Annotated in this window: 16 protein-coding genes; all 16 read left to right on the forward strand. The window is 61.8% G+C overall.

All coding sequences use genetic code 11. The features are described 5' to 3' along the window. Positions 1-11 precede the first annotated feature (11 nt). Entirely contained in the window at positions 12-1,013 is a 1,002-nt protein-coding gene (locus KOL99_RS10625; RefSeq protein WP_216510457.1) for a D-glucuronyl C5-epimerase family protein, read from the forward strand. 385 nt (positions 1,014-1,398) lie between these two features. Then, positions 1,399-2,835 (forward strand): hypothetical protein, encoded by a 1,437-nt coding sequence (locus KOL99_RS10630; protein ID WP_216510458.1) that lies wholly within the window; start codon positions 1,399-1,401, stop codon positions 2,833-2,835. Next, positions 2,826-3,827 carry a radical SAM protein gene (locus KOL99_RS10635; RefSeq protein WP_216510459.1) on the forward strand — a complete coding sequence of 334 codons (1,002 nt, stop codon included), beginning with the start codon at positions 2,826-2,828 and terminating at the stop codon, positions 3,825-3,827. The genes KOL99_RS10630 and KOL99_RS10635 overlap by 10 nt, the downstream gene beginning before the upstream one ends. Then, a complete protein-coding gene (locus KOL99_RS10640; RefSeq protein ID WP_216510460.1) occupies positions 3,808-4,608 on the forward strand; it encodes a glycosyltransferase family 2 protein in 801 nt (266 codons plus the stop codon). The genes KOL99_RS10635 and KOL99_RS10640 overlap by 20 nt, the downstream gene beginning before the upstream one ends. After that, positions 4,595-6,298 carry a hypothetical protein gene (locus KOL99_RS10645; protein ID WP_216510461.1) on the forward strand — a complete coding sequence of 568 codons (1,704 nt, stop codon included), beginning with the start codon at positions 4,595-4,597 and terminating at the stop codon, positions 6,296-6,298. Before KOL99_RS10640 ends, KOL99_RS10645 begins: the two co-directional genes overlap by 14 nt. After that, a complete protein-coding gene (locus tag KOL99_RS10650; RefSeq protein WP_216510462.1) occupies positions 6,298-7,596 on the forward strand; it encodes a glycosyltransferase in 1,299 nt (432 codons plus the stop codon). The genes KOL99_RS10645 and KOL99_RS10650 overlap by 1 nt, the downstream gene beginning before the upstream one ends. 19 nt (positions 7,597-7,615) lie before the next feature. Then, positions 7,616-8,590, forward strand: a complete 975-nt coding sequence (locus tag KOL99_RS10655) for a glycosyltransferase family 2 protein (RefSeq protein WP_216510463.1) — start codon at positions 7,616-7,618, stop codon at positions 8,588-8,590. Positions 8,591-8,616: 26 nt separating this feature from the next. Beyond that, on the forward strand, positions 8,617-9,786 hold the full coding sequence (locus tag KOL99_RS10660; RefSeq protein WP_216510464.1) for a glycosyltransferase: 1,170 nt from the start codon (positions 8,617-8,619) through the stop codon (positions 9,784-9,786). After that, positions 9,783-10,724, forward strand: coding sequence for an NAD-dependent epimerase/dehydratase family protein (locus KOL99_RS10665; protein ID WP_216510465.1), 942 nt, complete (start codon positions 9,783-9,785; stop codon positions 10,722-10,724). Before KOL99_RS10660 ends, KOL99_RS10665 begins: the two co-directional genes overlap by 4 nt. Positions 10,725-10,754: 30 nt before the next feature. Beyond that, the gene (locus KOL99_RS10670) at positions 10,755-11,351 is read left to right on the forward strand and encodes a GNAT family N-acetyltransferase (protein ID WP_216510466.1); all 597 of its coding nucleotides are present in this window, start codon (positions 10,755-10,757) and stop codon (positions 11,349-11,351) included. 1 nt (position 11,352) lies between these two features. Beyond that, positions 11,353-12,504 (forward strand): DegT/DnrJ/EryC1/StrS family aminotransferase, encoded by a 1,152-nt coding sequence (locus tag KOL99_RS10675; RefSeq protein WP_216510467.1) that lies wholly within the window; start codon positions 11,353-11,355, stop codon positions 12,502-12,504. Continuing rightward, positions 12,504-13,103 carry a sugar transferase gene (locus KOL99_RS10680; protein WP_216510468.1) on the forward strand — a complete coding sequence of 200 codons (600 nt, stop codon included), beginning with the start codon at positions 12,504-12,506 and terminating at the stop codon, positions 13,101-13,103. Before KOL99_RS10675 ends, KOL99_RS10680 begins: the two co-directional genes overlap by 1 nt. Before the next feature lie 4 nt (positions 13,104-13,107). Then, a complete protein-coding gene (locus KOL99_RS10685) occupies positions 13,108-14,538 on the forward strand; it encodes a flippase (protein ID WP_216510469.1) in 1,431 nt (476 codons plus the stop codon). A 430-nt stretch (positions 14,539-14,968) separates the two neighbouring features. Then, on the forward strand, positions 14,969-16,795 hold the full coding sequence (locus KOL99_RS10690; protein WP_456237510.1) for a polysaccharide biosynthesis protein: 1,827 nt from the start codon (positions 14,969-14,971) through the stop codon (positions 16,793-16,795). Positions 16,796-16,858: 63 nt separating this feature from the next. Then, the gene (locus tag KOL99_RS10695) at positions 16,859-17,236 is read left to right on the forward strand and encodes a GxxExxY protein (RefSeq protein WP_216510471.1); all 378 of its coding nucleotides are present in this window, start codon (positions 16,859-16,861) and stop codon (positions 17,234-17,236) included. Between the two features lie 56 nt (positions 17,237-17,292). Next, entirely contained in the window at positions 17,293-18,921 is a 1,629-nt protein-coding gene (locus tag KOL99_RS10700; RefSeq protein ID WP_216510472.1) for a capsule assembly Wzi family protein, read from the forward strand. Positions 18,922-19,240 lie beyond the last annotated feature (319 nt).

The following is a 19,240-nucleotide window of genomic DNA, read 5'->3' on the forward strand; positions in this document are numbered from 1 at the left end:
GAAGGCACATCATGCACCTGGAAATCGGGATGGGGCTCGTATCCCGCGATGCGGATCTCGGCGACTACTACCTGGACTTCTCCAACACCACCGATGAGGTCGGGTCCGGGTTCTATGGCCCCATCGATCGGGACGGGGTCCCCCTGGTGGACTACGACAAGCTGTTTAGCTGTCCAGGTGTCCCGGCGCGCAGTGGGGGGTACGGCGTCCACTACACGCCCGTGACGATCGCCCAGTACGGGCTTGGGCTCTACAGTCGCCACCTCAAGCAGGAGAACCCCGGCGCCTACCGGCTCTTCCTTGCCCAGGCCGACTGGCACTCACGCAATCTCGGCAGGACGCCCGGGGGATGGGGGGTCTGGCTGCATCCTTTCGACTTTCCCCTCTACGACCTGCGGGCTCCCTGGGTCTCGGCGATGGCGCAGGGACAGGGCATCTCGCTGCTGTTGCGGGCTTTCCAGGCCTCCGGTGAGGAGCGCTACCTGGAGGCGGCGCGGCTTGCCTTTGACTCGTTCGGGCATGACCTCCTGGAAGGGGGGGTGTCGCGGCGGGACGCGACAGGGGACGTCTGGCTCGAGGAGTACCCGACCGATCCCGCCTGCCATGTGCTCAACGGTTTCATCTTCGCCCTGTGGGGGGTGCTGGACTACTTCAGGGCCACGGGAGAGCGTTGCGCCGGTGACCTGTACCGGGAGTGCAGCGCCACCCTGAGCAGGAACATGCACAGGTACCAGGGGGTCTTCTGGTCCAAATACGACGTCCTGACCGGCGACAACGTTTCGCGCGACTACCACCTGATACACATCATGCAGCTCAAGGTGATGGCGCAGCTAAACGGCGACGCGACGCTGGCCGAAACGGCGCAGCGCTGGGAAGGGTACGCCCGCGGCAATGGGTGGCTCCTGCGCACCCCATTCAGGTGCCTGCGCGGGGTCATGCGCAGAGTCGGCCTGTGTCGGCCAAAAGGGGTGCGCGGCGTGAACGTCACCCAGCCGGTGACCATGGCGGGGTGACGCCGGCAGGCCGCCCCGGCTCCGTGCAGAGCTCCGGGGACGGCTCGCGGCGCGATCTGGGCCGCGGCCGGCATGACCATCGTACCAGCCGGCGCACCAAGGAGCTGTGGCCGGCGCTTCTGAATCTGCGGGCGTTGCCGTGCTTTCCAGACCGCATATTCCGGCTGTTTGAAGAAAAGTTAATTTCCCGTTGACTTTTAACGAAGGGTTGATATTTTACTATGTCTTTAATTACGGAAAACTTTGAGGATGCTGTGACGACAGCAGTCATAATAGATCTCAGCTGCAACACCACTGACTGTGAGTTAGGCAATTCCCCCCGGTCCTCGTGCATCGCTGAAGGAGCGGGAAGCCGCCTGAACCAATACCGTACCGCCGGAACAACATGCTGATTGCCCTGCGTCCCAAACTTGTCTTTTTCCTGAGCGGCCTGATCGTTTGCTTGGCGTTTCTCTCCTCGGCCCCCACCGACCCGGAAGCCCGCGCGGGGCTGGCGGATGCCGGCTACAACCTGTTCCGCAGGTACGTGCTGGGGGCGGTTTCGACGTGGGACGTGCTGCTTGCGGTGCTTGTTGCCCTTCTTTTCTGGAGCAACCTGTCGACGGCGCGCCCAGCCAACCTGCTGAGCCGGTTTTTCAGCAACAGGATCGTCAACCTGTACTTCGGGATGATGGCCCTGGGGATCGTGGTCGGGGTGTTCGTCATCCTGACGGGGCAGATGCAGGCCTTCTCGATCAAGGACTGGGTGCGCTCGATCATTCCGGTGGCGTACCTGTTCGCCGTCTACTTCGTGGTCGTCAACGTCGTGCGGACTCCGCAGTATCTGGAGCTCATCTGGAAGGTCCTGGAATGGGTTGCCGTCGCCCTGGTCTGCTACGGCTTTTATCGCACCTACGGGGTGCTGACCGGGAACATCAGGACGCTCGCCCCCGGCGATATCCCGATCATTTTGTACTCCGAGATGGTGTACTTCGACCTCCCGGTCTGCGTCTACTGCGCGACGGTCTGGAGCGGCAGGAAACTCGGGCTGTTCCGCTGGATCCTCATGCTCTGCATGGTCGGCTTCGTCCTCGCCAGCACGAGGCGCTTCAACTACATCATGCTGGCGGCCAACATCCTGACGACCCTGGTGGTTGCGCACAGGGCCGGGCTTTTCAGCTACGGCAAGCTCATCCTGCGGTCGAGGTACATCGTGGCGTGCCTGGTGGCCTTTGTGGCGCTGCTGCTGGTGAAACTCCCGGCGCTGGTTGATGGCATCTGGTTCGCCATCCAGACCATCAACATGTTCTCCGAGGTCGGCTTCCAGTACACCGGGGAGTATCGGTTGCTGCAGATCCAGAACATATTTCTCAACTTCATGGACCGCCCGGTGACGCTGCTGACCGGCTTCGGCATCGGGAGCAAGTGGCACGCCATCGAGCCGCTGCCCACAACGACCGACACCGTCGGCTCGTTCATGGCCTTCGACGCGAACGTGGTGGCGGGGGGAGGGGACTGGCTGCCCTTCTTCCATGTCCCCTACTTCTCGACCTTGTTCAGGTTCGGGCCGGTGGGAATGATGGTGCTTTTCTACATCGTACGCAGGCTCTACCTGGACTTCACCGGGTTCATCCGCACCATTGACAACCAGGAGCACAAGATCATCCTGGTGGCCTTGGCGAGCCTCTCGCTTATGCCCGTCATCGTGCTTGGCGACACTCCCTCGCCGGTAGGGTACATCCTCATGGCGCTTAACCTGGGGCTCATCGAGGGGTACCGCGCCTGGTGCAGGGGCGGTGGGGACAACGGGGCCCACGCAAGCAAGGAGGCGGCATGCTCGTGACGGAGGCCCTTGCGGCATGCTCAGCCGTGCTCGGCAGAGCTGCCTTTGCTCCGGGGAGTGCGCCGAATCTGGCGCGGGCAGCCGTGTACGCGCTGAACCCGCTGCGACGGCCGCGCGTCGGGCACTATCCCGCCAGCTACACCGTGTACGTGAACACCCGGTGCAACTACCGCTGCGACTTCTGCTACCTCAAGGTGGACCGGCTGGAGTCGGTTGAGCTCACCATCCCCGCCCTGGAGCGGATCGTGAACCACCCGTTCAACCGCTACGCCTTCAGGGTCACCTTGGGAGGTGGCGAGCCTTTCCTGCACCCCGAGCTCTTCGACTACATCGAGTTGCTGAAGAACAGAGCTAAGTACGTGTCGGTCTACAGCAACGGCTCGCTGCTGGAACGGCACCTGGAGCAGCTCGAGCGGGGGGGGCTCGACTCCCTGCACGTGAGCCACTACGACGGCAAGTACGATGCCGTCAGGCCGGCGATGCGCGAGGTGACCGCCAAACGGCTGGTCCCGTCGGTCTGCTTGCGCAAGATCATCACGGTAGAGAACCTGCACCAGATGGAGCAGGTCATCGAGACCGCCCTTGAGGACGGCATCGGCTCGGTAGTCTTCAACAACTACTACCCCGGCAGCGACGCGGAAAAACGTCTGCCGGTCACCGCCGGACACCGCCCCTACCTCGAGGAACTCAAGCGGGTAAAGGCGAAGTTCGCTGGCGCGCCGGTACGGGTCAGCTACCTAAACCCGGTGGAGCCGCAGGGGGCGTTCAACTGCCAGAACCTCGGGCTCAGCATCATATATGACGCGCACGGAAACGTGGCGCCATGCTGTTTCATTACGCCTCCCAAGGCGCAGTACGGCAATCTCTTCACGGACCGGGATATCTGGAACACCGGGGAGATGATGACCTTAAGGAGGGGAGACTGTGCAAGCTGCACCAACTGTTTCTTCAGGAAAGGGATCAGCAATAGAATTGCCTCTTTCTGCAGATGAACCTGCCGCGCCGCAGGTGACCTCGCACGAGGCCTGGAGGGGGGATGCGGGGCGCCGGCAGTGGTACCTTTCCGTCGTCCTGCCGGTATACAACGAGGAGAAGGCGGTCAGGGAGCATCTGGGACAGATCCACCAGAAACTGGGCCAGATGCTTGGGCGCAGGCCGTTCGAGATCGTCGTCGCCGACAACGGCAGCACCGACGGCACTCGGGAGGCCGTGGCGGCGGTCGCGGCACGTTACGACAACATCGTCTACGACCATACTCCCTGCCGCGGCCGCGGCGGCGCTTTGGCCAGGGGATTCAGGGTGGCCCGCGGGGAGTACATCGCCGTCCTTTCCATAGACAGGGCCTGGAACGAGGAGTTCCTGATCCACGCCATGGAGCACCTCGAGGGGGGCACCGACATCGTCTACGGCCCCAAGAGCCATCCCGACTCCATGGTCCGCCGCCCCCTCACGAGAAAGGTCGGGTCGATCGTCACCCGGCTGATCATGGCGGCCCTGTTTCGCAGGGGCCTTCCCGAGACCCAGTGCATCAAGGTCTTTCGCGCCAGCGCCATCCCCTTTCTCAAGGAACTGGGCAGCTACAACTACTTCGCCGAGGCCGACTTCGCCCTGAGGGCCTACCTGCAAAAGGCGTCGTGCGCCTACCTCCCGGTAGAGGTGAGGGATTTCCGCAAGTCGTCGAAGGTCAAGATCTCCTCCCTGTTAGAGTTCGTCGTGGAGGCACGGCATTTCCGCAAGAACATCTGGATTGCGGGGTTGAATGAGAAACGCTGAAGCAACCTGGAGATACGCGCCGGCTGTGCTGCTGTGCGCACTGCTGATCGTGCTGCACCTCGGGATCCTCGACACCATCCCCCTTTACCGGGACGAACTCGCGTATCTCACCCGGGTGCAGAACCAGAACTGGAACTTCTTCGACACCTACCGCTTCTACCGCTTCCTCGGCATCATCGTCAACTACCTGGTGTACTGGGGGACCGGAGGATCGGAACTGCTGCTCTCGGCGGTGCTCGCGTTTTCCGCATTCCTTCTTCTGCTTCTGTTCGCGGGAAGCTTCGCAAGCGCGTACGGCGGCGGCAGGCGGGGGATCGTGCTCTTTTGCATCCTCTTCCTCGCCTTTCCCTTCTCGCTGGACCTCCTCCTTTTGAGGGTATACGCGCAGCTCGTGTCGATTGCCCTGGTCTTCTACAGCTGCTGCCTGATCGAGCGCTACCAGGGTGAGGGGAAAGGGCGGCTCCTCGTCTGGGCAGCCGCGGCGTATGCCGTTTCACTCTTCATCTACGAGATCACGCTCCTCATGCCTCTTTTTTTCGTCCTTTTGCTGGCCGGCAGGCAACTGCAGGCGGGGAAAAGGGTCAAAGGGGTGCTGGCGCTGGGGGCATTGTCGGCCATTCCCTTGCTCGCGTACCTGTTCACGCAGTTCCACTTCGTCAAGCAGCAGCCCAAGATGACGGCGCCGGTGCTCCTCGCCGCCAATGGACTCACCTTCGGGGATCAGGTGGTCCGCAAGGCGCTCCTGGTCGCCTACAACCTCAAGTGGTCTTGGCACTACATGCTCGAGCAGTTGGCCGCGACGGGGCCGGCTGCCCTTTGCGTCCTCGCCGCGACGGTCGTGTTCGCGGGCTATGCCCTGTGGCGCGCCCTTTCGGATCCTGCCGTCTACCTTGGCCGGAGGGACTCCATCTTCTGCATCGCCAACGGGGCGGTGCTGAACTGCTGCTTCCTCGGGGTCTGGAGCTACTACTGGTTGGCCTTCAGGTATCTCGCGGTGCCGTACTACTACAACTACTACGTCCTCGCCGCGGGAAGCGCCTGCATCGCCGCCGGGGCCCTGTCGCTGGCATCCACCCTGCTGCTGGGCTCCAGATGGGCACGGGGAGTGACGGTCTTTGCCGTGATGGCCGCCTTCGTCGCCAACCTCGGCCTGTTCTTGTCGCACCGCTTCGCCATCGGCACATCGCTTGAGGAGGTGCGCAGGTTCGCCCGGGAAATCGACCGGTCCTACCGGGGAAACCAGGGGGGCTACGAGTACCTCGCCATCCTGGACATGCCACCGCAAACCGGGCTGGCACGGAACATAAGCGCCTACAACACCGCTCTCATGAAGTACCTCGGCTACCTGGACCCCCGGTGGGGCTCCCTGAAGCGGGTCACCTATTGGGCCGGAGCCCCTCACGGCTCCGTGACCCCCTTGCCGGGAGGGACGACCGCCCCGGCGGACAAGGTGATCCTGGTAAGGTACACGAGAACCGCCGGGGGGGCGGCCCTGCCGGTTCCCGCTCCCCCGGGTGCCGCAGCGTCCCCCGAGCCCCCGGATCCCTGCCGGGTCTCCCTCGCGGGGTACGCCCTCTCCTACAGCGCGCAGGAGGATAACTTCACCTTCACCAGGAGGCAGTACACGATGGCGCAGGCAACAACCGCGCGGGGGCAGCGGCCGCTGCCGGCCCCGGAAGGGGAGCGTTGATGAGTGACAAACGACAGGTGGCGCTTGTGATCACCTACTACCATCCCCCCAGCAACGTGACCGGAACGCTGCGCCCGCTTGCCTTCGCGAAGTACCTCGAGGAGCATGGCTACGACGTCCAGATTCTCACTACCGATAAGCACGGCCGCATCGAGGGAGAGGACGAAACCAAGATCCTGAGGGCGCTGGAGCCGTATGGGCGCCTGGTGGCACCGTTCAAGCGACTGCTCTTGCGCTCGACCCCTACCGAGAACAGGGGGGGGGCCCGGGTGCTCTCCTCCGGGAGCAGGCTGGCCCGGCTGCAGAACTACCTCCTGGTCCCCGACCAGGCGGTCACCTGGATACCGTTCGCGGTCCGGCTCGCCGCGCAGCGCTACCGTAAGGCGCCGTTCGATGTCATCTTCAGCACGTCGCCGCCGGAGAGTCCGCACCTGGTGGCGGCGCTCCTAAAACGGAAGTTCGGTGTCCCCTGGATCGCCGATTTCCGCGACGGATGGCTCTTCGAGCCCCTAAAGCCCCCCGAGTGCTACCAGGGGCTGCATGGGAAACTGCTGAAGGCCCTGGAGGGTGTGGTGGTGGCGGGGGCCGACCGGGTCATCGGTGTGACCGCTCCCATCGCGCAGGACTTCCGCGATCGCTATCCGGAGCACGCGCAGAAGGTGGCGGTTCTGACCAACGGGTACGACCATGCCGAGATCGACGGGGTGGAGCGTCGCAGGCGCGAGGATGGGGTATTCCAGATCACCTACACCGGAGCCCTCTCGGTGAGCCGCCCCGGCCGCACCGTGCTCCCCTTCTACCAGGCGGTGGCTGGTGCCGTGCGGGAAAACCGCGCCGGCATCGCCGACCACCTGAAGGTGACCTTCGTCGGCGAAATCCTCTCACAGGAGCGGGAGGCGGTGGTCAGCTTGGGGCTTGAGCGGTGGGTGGAGTTCAAGCCGTCGGTCCCAAGGCCCCAGGCGATTCAGCTGCAAAAGGATGCCGACGTCCTGCTCCTGATCACCGAACCGGGGCGCAAGGGGGTGGCAACGGCGAAACTTTTCGACTACATCGGGGTGCGGCGGCCGGTCCTGGCGCTGGCCAAGGGGGACACAGCGGGCCGGATCGTCGGGGACCTCGGCATCGGCCCCGTGGTGGACCGGCTCGAGGTAGCCGAGATACAGCAGGCCGTCTGCGCGCTTTACGACCGGTGGCGCGCCGGGAACCTCGACCTGCCGGGAGCCCCGCCAAAAGAGTACGAGCGGCGCTACCAGGCCGGTGTTTTGGCAGGCATGTTCGACGCGCTGCTCAAGCGCTAGTAAAAAGGAAGGAGTCATCTTGCATCAACCCGACCTCGTCTCCGTCGTGATACTCAATTGGAACGGCGCGGCTTACCTTGCGGACTGCATTGCAAGCCTAAAGGCGCAGACCTACCGCAAACTCGAGATCATCGTTGTCGACAACGGCTCGACCGACGGCTCGTTGAAGATGCTCGCCGCCGAGTACCCGGAGTTTCCGGTCCACGCCAATGGGAAAAACCTCGGGTTCGCCGAGGGGATGAACGTCGGGGTCGCGCGAAGCCGCGGCGAGTTCGTGCTCCTCCTGAACGAGGACACCTATCTTGCCCCGGACTTCATCGAGCACGGCGTCAAGGAAATGCTGGACCATCCCCGCATCGGCTGGACGGGCGGGGTCGTGTATGCGCTGAGCGACGGGGAGCGCACCCAGCGCCTCGTCAACGCCGGGTACCTGCTCAGGAAAAGGTTCCAGCTCACCACCTCGCCGCGCATCGACGCCCGTCATGAGGTGCTCATGGCCAACAACTGCGCCATGTTCCTGCGGCGTACCGCCTTGGACGACGTGCGGGATGACCACGGCTGGCTGGACCGGGAGTACTTTGCCTACTGGGAGGACACCGACCTCGCGCTCAGGCTCTGCCTGAAGGGGTGGGGATGCTCTTTCCTGCCGCAGATGCGCATGTGGCACGTGATTTCCGGCTCGTTCGGAGGGCGCAGTCGCCTGATCGACAAGCCCCCGGCGCTTCGGCGCATCAGCCTGCGCAACCGCTACCGGACGTTGATCAAGGACCTGCCGCTCGGCATGCTCATCGAACTCGGTCCCTTTTTGCTGCTGACCGAGATCCTCATCGTGCCGTATTTCCTGTTCCTCTCCCCACGCACGCTTTTGTGCAACCTGGGGGCAATCGGCGACGCGGTGAGGGGATTGCCCGCGCTGCTCTCCCAAAGAAGCGCCATCCAGCGAGGGCGCAGGGTCGCGCACGCCAGGCTGCGATCCTTCTTCGCCGGGTGGTAACCATGTCAACTTCAGGAAAAGGAACCATGCCCGAAGCAAAAGTACTTCACGTCATCGGCGGTAGCCAGTTCGGGGGAATCGTCCCCTACGTCGCTTCGCTGGTCAAGATGGCCAGGGAGCAGAACATGGAGGCGGAGGTTCTCGCCACGGCTCCCAGGGTCGTAGACTATTACCGCCAGCGCGGCATCAAGGTGGTCTCGGTGCTGGGTATCGACCGGGAGATCAGCCCAACCGGCGACCTCTCCGGACTCTTCCGTCTGATAGCCCATCTGCGCCGGCACCACTACCGGGTGGTGCACACGCACACCTCGAAGGGGGGTATCATCGGGAGGCTCGCCGCCCACTTGGCCGGCGTCCCGGTAATCATCCACACCACCCAGGGGTATGCCTTCCAGGATTACGCCCAAACCAGGTTCATGCGCTGGCTTTTGCTCACCGCGGAGCGGATTGCCACCGGCTGGTGCCATCTCATCATTGCCGCCAACAAGTTCGACCGTGACCTCGCCATCGAGACCGGGATCGTGCGCCCAGAGAAGATCGTCACCATCAAAAACTGCATCGATCTGGACACCATCGACCGCACCCCTGCTCCCGAGGGAATCAGGGCGTCGCTCGGGCTTGGTCGGCAGGGGAAGGTGATCGGCGTCATGGCGCGCCTCTCCCCCCAGAAGGGGCTCGAATACTTCTTCGACGCGCTTCCATCGGTGCTGGCCGAATTCCCTTCGGTGCAGGTGCTGGTGGTGGGGGAGGGGGAGTTGCTCCAGGCGCTCAAGGCGCGGGTGGAAGGGCTGGGGCTTTCGGGGCAGGTGGTTTTCGCGGGGTTCCGCTCCGATTGGATCGAGGTGCTGCGCGCCATAGACCTGTTCGTCATGCCGTCGCTGTGGGAGGGACTGCCCATCACCCTGCTGGGCGCGATGGCAACCTCCCGCCCCATCGTCACCACCAGGATCAAGGGGATCACCGACGTCTGCGGGGACGGCGAGGTCGCGCTCCTCGTGGAGCCGGCCAACAGCGCCGCACTGTCGGACGCGATGGCGCGGTTGCTGCGCGATGAAGCGGCGGCGGCTCGTTACGGCGCAGGGGCAAGACGCCGGGTTGAGGAGGAGTACTCGGAGACGGTGATGAACGCGCGCATCTGGAACTGCTACCAGACGCTTCTGGCCGGCAAGCCTCTTACTGCCGCGGAGGGCGCGTGACCGGCTCCAGCTGCCTCATAACCGGCGGTGCCGGTTTCATCGGCTGCCACCTGGTCCGGGGCCTCGCGGATGTGGGGTGGAGGGTGAAGGTGCTGGACAGCTTCGTCCCCGAGGAGTGGGCGGGAAGGGATCCGCGTGCCGAGTACGTCGCGGGGAACTTCAGCGACCGGGACCTCCTTCAGAAGATCCTGCCCGGTGTGGACGTGCTCCTGCATCTGGCCTCCACCACCACACCGGCCATGGCCTACGGCCGCTCTGCGTACGACGTCGAGACAAACCTGATCGGGACGCTGCACCTGTTGGAGGAGGCGCTCAGGCAGGGGGTGGGGCGCGTCGTTTTCCCTTCATCGGGGGGGACCGTGTACGGCAAGGTGCTCAGAACACCGATCACGGAGAAACATCCAACGCGCCCCATCTCATCCCACGGCATCATCAAGCTTGCCATAGAGAACTACATCCAGATGCTGAGTCACGAGAAGGGGCTCAAGTATACCATCATGCGTATCGCCAACCCCTACGGCCCCGGGCAGAGGCCGGGCGCATCGCAAGGGGCGGTCGCCGTGTTCGCCGGGAAGATTCTCAACAACGAGCCGGTGGAGATCTGGGGCGACGGAAGCGTGGTACGGGACTTTCTCTACGTGGGCGATCTGGTGCAGGCGGTGCTGGCGGCGCTGAGGTCGAAGGAGTCGGTGAACCAGATCCTGAACATCGGCTCCGGCTGTGGCGTCTCGATACGCGAACTGCTCTCGGTGATCGAGGAGGTGACCGGCCGACGGGCCGATGTGCGTTTTCAGCCGGCACGCAACTTCGACGTCCCGGTAAACATCCTCTCCATCAAGAAGGCGAGGGCAAAGCTCGGTTGGCAGCCCGAAACGAGGCTTTTGGAAGGGGTGAGGGACACCGTTCCCTGGATCGAAGGGTTCCTGTCGCGCAGGTAACCAAATGGGAGGTTTACTATCGTACGGAAAATGAGTACTGACGATGTCCCTGGCGTGGTGCAGGTGCATCTTTCGAGCTTTCCCGGGTTCTTTCTCTCCTTTTTGGGGCCGCGGTTCCTGGGGATCTTCTACCGCGGCATCCGGGAGGATGAGTCCGGCATCGGCTATGTCTATCTGAACCCAGCAGGAGAACCGGCCGGTTTCGTGGCCGGCACTGTCAACCCGCGCGGCTTCTACAAGAGGCTTTTGAAGCGGGACTGGCTCAGGTTTTCCCTCGCCTCGCTTGGCCCCATCGCCAGGCGTCCGGCGGCGGCGGGGAGGATCGTCCGGGCCTTGTTGCACCCAGGCCAGAATCCGGTGGGGGACAGCGTGGCCGGGCTCTTCTCCATAGGGGTGCTCCCCGAGTTGCAGGGGACGGGGGCGGGCAAGCTCCTGGTGCGCGCCTTTCTCGATGAGGCTGCTGCACGTGGGTGCCGCTCGGTCTTTCTCACCACCGACCGCGACGGCAACGATGCGGTGAACCTCTTCTACCAGAAACTCGGCTTCACCCTCGAGCGCCAGTACGTCACACCGCAAGGGCGCAGGATGAACGAGTACTGGATCTCTCTAGCACCGCAAGGAGTTTGACATGAGCGATTTTCTCCCGTTCGCTCTCCCCGACATCGGTGAGGACGAAATTAACGAGGTCATTGATTCACTGCGCTCGGGGTGGCTGACCACCGGACCCAAGACCAAGCGCTTTGAGGAGGATTTTGCCGCGTTTGTCGGCAACGGGGTTGAGGCGATCGCAGTCAACTCCGCCACGGCCGGCCTGCACCTTGCTCTTGAGGCGGTGGGGGTCGGGCCTGGGGACGAGGTCATCACCACCTGTTACACGTTTACCGCTACGGCCGAGGTGGTGCGCTACCTCGGTGGCGAGCCGGTCTTCGTGGACATCGATCCATGCACCTTCAACATCGACACGGCCCGGATCGAGGCGGCCATCACCCCGCGCACCAAGGCCATTGTCCCGGTCCACTTCGCCGGGCTTGCCTGCGAGATGGGAGCCATCCTCGAGGTCGCCAGGCGCCACGGGCTAAAGGTCGTGGAGGACGCGGCGCATGCCCTTCCCACGGTTCAGGGGGGCACTCTCGTGGGGACGCATCCCACCGACGCCACCGTCTACAGCTTCTACGCCACCAAGACCATCACTACCGGAGAGGGGGGGATGGTGGTCACCCGCAACCCCGATACGGCGAAGCGCTGCCGCACGATGCGGCTGCACGGCATCAGCCGCGACGCCTTCGACCGCTACACCTCGACCAAGCCCTCCTGGCACTACGAGGTGGTGGCTCCGGGGTGCAAGTACAACATGACCGATCTGGCCGCCTCCCTTGGCATACACCAGCTGAAAAAGGCGTGGGAATTCAGGCAAAAGCGCGAGTCGATGGCTGCGGTCTACGATGAGGCGTTTGCGGGGCTCCCGGTCCTGCTCCCGCCGAAAGCTCCTGCCGGCGACACCCATGCCTGGCACCTGTACGTGCTTCGCCTGACGGACCAGGCGCCGGTGCGGCGGGACCGCTTCATCGAGCTCATGGCGCAAAGGGGGATAGGCTGCAGCGTCCACTTCATTCCGCTCCATCTCCACCCCTACTGGCGCGATAGGTACGATCTCGCCCCTGAAGCGTACCCAGACGCGCTGCACGCCTACCGCTGCGCGGTAAGTCTGCCGCTTTTCACGCGCATGACCCCGGATGACCAAGCCCGCGTGATCGCCGCCGTGAGGGACATTCTGTCGTGATGGCCAAGAGGGGATTCGACATCCTGTTTACCGTGCCCGGGCTCGTCCTGCTCGCGCCCCTGTTCGCGTTCGTGGCCGTCTGGATCAAGCTTGATTCCTCGGGGCCGGTATTTTTCAGGCAGGTGCGGGTGGGGCAAAACGGTCGTCCCTTCAGGATCTATAAGTTCCGTACCATGTGTATGGAGGCGGAGGCGAGGGGGCGCCAGATAACGGTGGGGGAGGACCCGCGCATCACCGCTTCGGGCCGACTTCTGCGCAAGTACAAGCTGGACGAGCTTCCGCAGCTCATCAACGTGTTGATGGGCGACATGAGCCTCGTCGGACCGCGCCCCGAGGTGCCGCGCTATGTCTCGCTCTACCCTGACTCGGTGCGGGACGTTGTCCTCTCGGTAAAGCCTGGCATCACCGACCGTGCTTCCATCGAGTACAGGGACGAGAACAAGGTGCTTGGGGCGGCTGCCGACCCCGACCGGGCCTACGTCGAGGAGATCATGCCGGTCAAGCTCGGTTACTACGTGAGATACGTCCAGGAGCGCTCCCTGTGGATCGATATCAAGCTCGTCTTCGCAACCTTGTGGGCACTGCTGGGGAAGAGGTAGCGAAATGTCCTCGCTCTCCAGGAACTCCCTTTTCAGCACGCTGTCGCTACTGTTGAAGTTCGGGACCAACGCGGGGCTCTCCATCGTGCTTGCGCGAATTCTTGGCGCCGCTGAATTTGGGCGCTTCGTCTTCGTCGCCACCTTCACCGGCATCTTTGCCGTCATCGTTGATTACAGTTTCCACGTGCAGGTGGTGCGCGAAGTGGCAAGAGCCCCCGAAAGCGTCCGCACCACCGTGCAGCGGATGCTCTCGGCGAAGCTCCTCCTTGCCCTTTTCTGTACCGTTTTGGTAGCAGCGACGGCCGCCTCCTCGCAGCCTCCCGGCATCGCCGCGGCCGTCGTGGTCCTTTGGGCAGGGGCGCTCTTTTGCTCCCTCGGGCAGTTCCTGAACAACGCATTCAGGGGGATCGGCCGGTTTGAACTGGAAACCTACCCGATGCTCTTTTTGAACGCGCTGCTGATACTCTTCGTCGTGGCTCTGCTCGTTTTCGTCCGCGACCTCGTCCTCGTTGCCGCAGCTTACACGGCGGCGCGGCTTCTGTACTTCCTGGTGAGTTACCGAAATTTCCGCAGGCTCTTCGGCAAGCTTTCCTTCAGGTTCGGGTTCCGCGAGGAAATCAAAACCCTGCACGAGCTGTTTCCTTTCGCGCTCTACTCAATTCTCGCCGTCGTTTATCTGCAGATGGACACGGTCATCCTCTCTTACCTGAAGGATGACGCGCAGGTTGGACATTACCAGGCCGCGATGAGGGTGGCGTTCGGGGCCACGATCATCCCCGAGATCCTTGTCGCGTCTTTTCTCCCCCTGCTCGCCAAGGCCATCCGCAGCGACGCCGGTCATTTCCGCTGCCAGGCGCTGCTTCTCAACAAGTGCCTGCTGGTGAGTGGGGCGGCCATTGCATCGTTTCTGGCCGTCTTTGCCGGCCCCGTGGTGCAGGTCATTTACGGCAGCGGGTATGCCCCTGCGGCGCTGCTGCTGAAACTGCTGGCACTCCTCGTATTCCTGCGCTTTGCCGGCGCCGGTTTCGAGATGATGCTCAACATCTCCAGCAACAAGAGAGGCCCCGCTTTGTGCGTGAGCCTGCCAGCAGCGTTTAATGTCGCCGTCAACCTCTGGGCCATCCCCAGGTTCGGCGCCGTTGGGGCGGCATGCACCAGCATCGTCACCCATCTTGTAGTCGGCTCCCTCTACGCCCTCTTCGTGTACCGCTCTGTGCACGGAATCTTCATTGGAAGGCTTTGTGTGCGCGGAATGCTGCTTAGTGTTTTCGCGGGAATCCTGGCGCTGTTCATGAATCAGTTCGGTCCTGCCTGGGGAGTGCTTGCTTTCCTGGCCCTTCCGACTCTGCTTGCCCGCTTTGCTCTTGACAGCACCGAACTGGCTGCCGTTTACCGTCTTCTCAACCGAACCTTTCCAACGTCGCAACGCGTCTAAGAAACCTCTTCGGCTTCGTTCCATGGTCGGGTATCTGTCAGACTGTCTTGGTCCGATAGTATGTGAATAAATTTAAGGTAGGAAATAGTTTATATTTGTTGGTGGTGAGGCCCTCCCAATGACAGAATTTTGTGGTCCAAAGTTGCTTGTGCAGGTTCCAGAAAGTGACTTGGCCCCTGTAATTCATGCGGTAGACTTTATGCGATATTAGAGTTTGCTTTTTTAACAGTTGGTGTTATAGTCAAAGTCTGTTTCGATTAATGTGCTCCAGCTTAAGTCTTTGATTCTGTTGCTTTGCTGTGGGGGGGATATGTTCCGCGCGAGAAGGATTCTGGTATTTTTCCTCGACTTATTTCTAATTGCCGCTGCCTTCGTTCTCTCTTTCCTGCTCCGTTTCGATTTCCAGATCCCGATCAATCAAAGTTTTAACTTGCGTGACGGACTGCTGGTGGTTCTTGCCATCAAACCGATGTTGTTCATCGCCTCCGGCATGTACCGTAGCATCTGGCGCTATGCCTCGTTACAGGACGGCTACGAGATCTTCAAGGTCGTGACGCTCTCCTCTTTGGTTTCGGTACTCTCGCTTGTTTTCATGAAAGGTCCGTTGGGGTTGCCTCGATCGATATACTTCTTGGATTGGTTCATTCTGTTTTCCATGGTTGCCACCAGCCGTTTGCTCTGGCGTATCTACCGGGAAACCCGGTTAATCCCCAGGCTGCGCAAGGGGAGAAGGACACTCATCATCGGGGCGGGCGAGGCGGGGAACCTGTTGCTCAAGGAGATCCGGAAACAGGCCGACGCTACCTACAACGTGGTTGGCTTCGTGGATGACGATCCCGAAAAAACAGGCATGCGCCTTTCCGGCGTCCGCGTGCTGGGGGGGACGGACCGGCTCTGCGCGCTGGTGCGCAAGTACAGCATCGAGGAGGTCATCTTCGCCATCCCCTCGGGCGGTCCGGAGTTGATGCGCCGCGTGATCACCAACTGCGAGCGGGCCAAGGCGCGCTTCAAGACCCTGCCGGGCATCACCGACATCATCGACGGCAAGTTCTCCATGAGCCAGATCAAGGACGTGGAGATCGAGGACCTGCTCGGCCGCGACCAGGTGGTCTTGGACCAGACCGCTATCCGCAACTACCTCACTGACAAGAGGGTTCTGGTGACCGGTGCGGCGGGAAGCATTGGCAGCGAGATCTGTCGCCAGGTGGCGCTTTTCAAACCGGCGAAGCTGGTGCTGTTCGATCACGCCGAGACGCCGCTCTTCTACATCGAAAAGGAACTGGCCACCGCCTTCCCGGACCTGCGCATCATCCCGATGGTGGGGGACGTGAAGAACCAGGACAGGGTCGAGACCGTCTTCGACGAGTTCGGTCCGGAGGTGGTGTTCCACGCTGCGGCATACAAGCATGTCGCGATGATGGAGTACAACCCCGCCGAGGCGGTGCTGAACAACGTTATGGGGTCCAAGATAGTCGCCGACGCTGCCCACAAGTTCAAGGTGCGCAACTTCGTCATGGTCTCCACGGACAAGGCGGTCAACCCGACCAACGTCATGGGGGCCACCAAGAGGAGCGCCGAGATCTACGTCCAGGCTCTGGCGGCAAGAAGCCAGACCAAGTTCACCACCGTCCGGTTCGGCAACGTTTTGGGGAGTAACGGCAGCGTCATCCCGCTCTTCAAGGAGCAGATCAGAAGGGGCGGGCCGGTGACCGTGACCGACAAGGATGTGGTGCGCTACTTCATGACTATTCCGGAGGCGTCTCAGCTGGTCATGCAGGCAGGGTGCATCGGTCACGGCGGCGAGATCTTCGTCCTGGACATGGGGGAACCGGTCCGCATCCTTTCGCTCGCCGAGGAACTGATCAGGCTCTCCGGTTTCATCCCCCACAAGGAGATCGAGATCCAGTTCACCGGCCTAAAGCCGGGGGAGAAGCTCTTCGAGGAGCTTTTGATCGACGGAGAGGGGATCAAGCCCACAAGCCATAAGAAGATCCGGGTTATGGCGCCGGTGGAGACCGATCTCAAAAAGGCTTCGGCCGATCTTGAAGAGCTTTTCAACCATGCGAAGGCCCATGACCTGGGAGCGGTGCTCGCCTCCTTGCGCAGCATCGTCCCTGAGTTCGTGCCGCGCTACCAGTTCGATGTGGCTCCGCCGTTCGCGTTTCAGCGGGTCAGGCCCGACCTGTTCCCGCCCCAGAAACTCTCATTCGTCAGAACCCTCCGCGTCGCCGGCACCAGCGAGGGGACGGCTGCCTAAACCGGCTCACGCCAAGCCGCAAAGACGCAAAGAAAGGCTTCAAGATAACGAGGAGGTGTGCCAATGACCGAAAACGAGATAGCCTCCGTGGTCGTTGATGCCTCTTATAAGGTTCACAAAACGCTCGGGCCTGGGCTGCTGGAATCAGTGTACGAAACCGTCCTTGCATACGAATTGCAACTGAGAGAAATACCAGTTTGCCGTCAACGGCCTCTTCCTGTAATTTACGAGTCTCTTGTATTAGATGAAGGATACCGTGCGGACCTGATTGTAGCCGATAAAGTAATTGTTGAACTGAAGTCTGTAGAAAAAATAATTCCTGTACATAAAAAGCAGCTTTTGACTTACCTCAGATTGTCAAACATGAGGTTGGGGTTGTTGATAAATTTTGGCGATAATTTAATAAAGGACGGGATCACCAGAGTTGTGAATCATTTGTAACAGCAAGTTTTTCGCTGTGCTTTGCGTCTTTGCGGCTTTGCGTGACACAGGATTTTATGCGACTTTTATTTGCTGTTCTCTTTGTTGTAATTGGCTTCTCTTCTTCTGCCTTTGCGCTTTCCTCACCGAATATCCCGCTGGACAGTCCCGTTTATTCATACCTCGAGAAGTTGTCCGGTTTCGGGCTCATATCCTCGGACGTGAAGGGTATCCGCCCCCTGTCGCAGGCGGAGGCCGCACGCCTGGTCAAGGAGGCCGAAGCGCGGGCTGCCGCCGGCGCACAGCCTGCCTTGGCTTCGGAACTGCTCGATCGACTGAACCAACTGCTGCCGCGCGAACTCTCCTACTACGGCCGCGAGGACGCGGCGCCTACGTTCGACTTCGCTCCGGTTGCCACCGCTCGACTTCGCTATGTCTACGTGGACGGTGCTCCGCGGAGCTACTTCCGGGCCGTGCACGACCCGGGCAATGACGGGGTCTTCGGCATCGGCAGTGGCCTAAGGCCCGCCAATCCTTATCCCTCTCCGGTCCAGCAGCGCGGAACTGAAGGAACGCCTCTTTTCGAGAACAACGACGGCGCGGTTTACCGCGCCGGCTCCAATGTCGACCTCAGGGCGAGCGGTGCGCTCTACTTCTCCTCATATGCCTCGGCGTTAGTGGAACCGATGCTGCTTTGGTCAGAAGACGCCGATGAGGCGCGCCTGCGCCTGAACCGGGGCTATGTCAAGCTGGGGGGGAAGGGGCTCGAACTGGAGGTGGGACGGGACGAAAACTGGCTGGGGCCGGGCTATCGCGGTGCCATCACCCTCACCAACAACGCCAGGAACTTCGACCTCGTCAAGCTCTCCAGCCCCGAATTGGTGAAGACGAAATACCTATGGGACCTAAAATACTCCCTGATCTTCTCCCGGTTCGAAAAGACCGTCACCGACGGTGCTGAGCGTCAGCCTTTCTTCTTTGCGGGCAAATTGGCCATGAAGCCGCTGGACCACCTCGAGTTCGGCATCAACCTGGGGCGCCAGGTCGGAGGTCCCGGCGTCAACAACAGCCTGGGGGACATCGTCCGCGGCATCGTCGGCGGTACCAGCGATGACAACTCCAACACTGTGGCGGGGTTCGACCTGCGCTTGAGACTGCCTTGGTTGCGCAACACCGAACTCTACGGCGAGCTCTCGGGCGAGGACTCCGCCTCGTTCTGGCCCATAGTCGAGAGCTACGTCGCCGGCTTCTACATCCCTCGGCTCAGCGACAGCGGACAAGACGACCTCCGCTTCGAGTATTTCCGCGGCAACCGCATCCTCTACACCAACGGCACTTTCCGGGAAGGGTATCTGAGGTACAACATGCCTGTAGGCCATTCGCAGGGTGGCGCCAACCAGGACTTCTTCCTGCGCTACAGCCACTGGTTCTCGGTCCGCAACAACCTGGCGCTCGAGGCCTTCCACACCCGGCGCGGCGACTACGGCCGGGTGACCGTCGATGCCACCGGCCGCTTTGATGCCGCCGGCGTCATGCAGGCGATCGAGCGCAAGAACGCCCTGCGCGCCACCTGGACCTTCCCTTTCTCCAAAGCGTGGAACGCCCTGCTCCTCTACGGGCAGGAATGGGTCCACAACTACGAGCTGCGCGCCGGCGACACCCAGATGAACCGACTCCTGCGCGCGGAACTTTCCTACCGGTATTGATGCTCCGCTGACTGCTTTTCGGGCTCTGCATGATTGCAAAGCACCTTTGCGCGTTGCTTTTACCAAAAAAGCAGCTTTTTCTGTGCCAAATCCACGCTGCAGCAGGAAAAATCCACTGGCTTTGCAACAAGAAACGTGCCGGACTGCGCTCTCTCCTCTCCGTTATAGCGAGGATAAGGCGATGTGCGGCCATTTTTTTGCACCAAAGGGCCAAAGTCAGCTTGCAGAGGACCATTGTCAGCTTGCAAAGGTACAAAGCCAGCTTGCAGAGGTGGAAAGTCTATGTGCAAGCCGCAAAGACGGCACGCAGATGGGCTCT

The organism is Geomonas azotofigens (genome assembly GCF_018919395.1).
Lineage (GTDB): Bacteria > Desulfobacterota > Desulfuromonadia > Geobacterales > Geobacteraceae > Geomonas > Geomonas azotofigens.

Coding starts and splice junctions, on each gene's coding strand:
- KOL99_RS10625 (WP_216510457.1), top strand. CDS start 12: ATGCACCTGGAAATCGGGATGGGGCTCGTATCCCGCGATGCGGATCTC.
- KOL99_RS10630 (WP_216510458.1), top strand. CDS start 1,399: ATGCTGATTGCCCTGCGTCCCAAACTTGTCTTTTTCCTGAGCGGCCTG.
- KOL99_RS10635 (WP_216510459.1), top strand. CDS start 2,826: ATGCTCGTGACGGAGGCCCTTGCGGCATGCTCAGCCGTGCTCGGCAGA.
- KOL99_RS10645 (WP_216510461.1), top strand. CDS start 4,595: ATGAGAAACGCTGAAGCAACCTGGAGATACGCGCCGGCTGTGCTGCTG.
- KOL99_RS10650 (WP_216510462.1), top strand. CDS start 6,298: ATGAGTGACAAACGACAGGTGGCGCTTGTGATCACCTACTACCATCCC.
- KOL99_RS10660 (WP_216510464.1), top strand. CDS start 8,617: ATGCCCGAAGCAAAAGTACTTCACGTCATCGGCGGTAGCCAGTTCGGG.
- KOL99_RS10670 (WP_216510466.1), top strand. CDS start 10,755: ATGAGTACTGACGATGTCCCTGGCGTGGTGCAGGTGCATCTTTCGAGC.
- KOL99_RS10675 (WP_216510467.1), top strand. CDS start 11,353: ATGAGCGATTTTCTCCCGTTCGCTCTCCCCGACATCGGTGAGGACGAA.
- KOL99_RS10680 (WP_216510468.1), top strand. CDS start 12,504: ATGGCCAAGAGGGGATTCGACATCCTGTTTACCGTGCCCGGGCTCGTC.
- KOL99_RS10685 (WP_216510469.1), top strand. CDS start 13,108: ATGTCCTCGCTCTCCAGGAACTCCCTTTTCAGCACGCTGTCGCTACTG.
- KOL99_RS10695 (WP_216510471.1), top strand. CDS start 16,859: ATGACCGAAAACGAGATAGCCTCCGTGGTCGTTGATGCCTCTTATAAG.
- KOL99_RS10700 (WP_216510472.1), top strand. CDS start 17,293: ATGCGACTTTTATTTGCTGTTCTCTTTGTTGTAATTGGCTTCTCTTCT.